The following is a 1,196-nucleotide window of genomic DNA, read 5'->3' as shown; positions in this document are numbered from 1 at the left end:
CTGGGGGCAGTGGCTGCGGCCGCCATCGTGGTCGTTTTCGCCATGACGCGCGATCCGCAGGATATTGCGGGTAACCTGCCGCCCGTGGCGCAGAACGCGCCCACGCCGGGTGATGCGGGACAGATGCCCGATGAGGACTGGCAGGCCTATGGCCGCACCCAGTTCGGGGACCGTTTCTCCCCGCTCAGGCAGATCAATGCCAGCAATGTCAGCAGACTGAAGGTGGCCTGGACCTTCCGCACGGGCGACATGCGCGGCCCGAACGATCCCGGGGAACTGACCGATGAGGTCACGCCCATCAAGATCCGTGATACGCTCTATCTCTGCTCCCCCCATCAGATCCTGTTCGCGCTGGACGCGAAGACAGGGAAGCAGCGGTGGAAGTTCGATCCGAAGCTGCAGTACAATCCGACCTTTCAGCATGTGACGTGCCGTGGCGTCTCCTATCACGAGACCAAACCCGATGCGCTGGCGGCGGCGGACGGCACGACCGCGCCGGTCGAGTGCGCGCGCCGCATCTTCCTGCCCACCAATGATGGCCGCCTGTTCGCGCTGGATGCGCAGAGCGGCGAACGCTGCGCCAGCTTTGGCCAGAATGGCGTGCTGGACCTGAAGGATGGCATGACGGTCCGTACGCCGGGCTTCTATGAACCGACATCCCCCCCGGTGGTGACCGATACGACCGTGATCGTGTCCGGCGCGGTGACCGACAACTATTCCACGCATGAACCCTCGGGTGTCACGCGCGGGTTCGATGTCCATACCGGCGCGCTGAAATGGGCGTTCGACCCCGGCAATCCCAACCCGAACGAGATGCCGTCCGAACACCACAGCTTCGTGCCCAATTCGCCCAATTCGTGGATCACGGCGTCGTATGACGCGAAGCTGGATCTGGTCTACCTGCCCATGGGCGTGCAGACGCCCGACATCTGGGGCGGCAACCGGGGCGCGGACGCCGAACGCTACGCCAGCTCGATCGTGGCGCTGAACGCCACCACCGGCAAGCTGGCGTGGAGCTACCAGACCGTGCATCACGACCTGTGGGACATGGACATTCCGGCCCAGCCCAGCCTGGTCGATATTCGCAACGCCGCGGGCGAGGTCATTCCCACGCTGTATGCCCCGGCCAAGACCGGCAACATCTTCGTGCTTGACCGCCGCAACGGCCAGCTTGTCGTGCCCGCGCCCGAGCGCCC

Annotated in this window: 1 pseudogene; it reads left to right on the top strand. The window is 65.2% G+C overall.

Annotated elements, in window-relative coordinates:
- Nucleotides 1–1,196, top strand: a pseudogene (locus tag JCM25156_RS17320) (membrane-bound PQQ-dependent dehydrogenase, glucose/quinate/shikimate family); the annotation flags it as partial.

Source organism: Komagataeibacter kakiaceti JCM 25156 (assembly GCF_000613305.1).
This window is presented reverse-complemented; position numbering and strand designations above follow the sequence as displayed.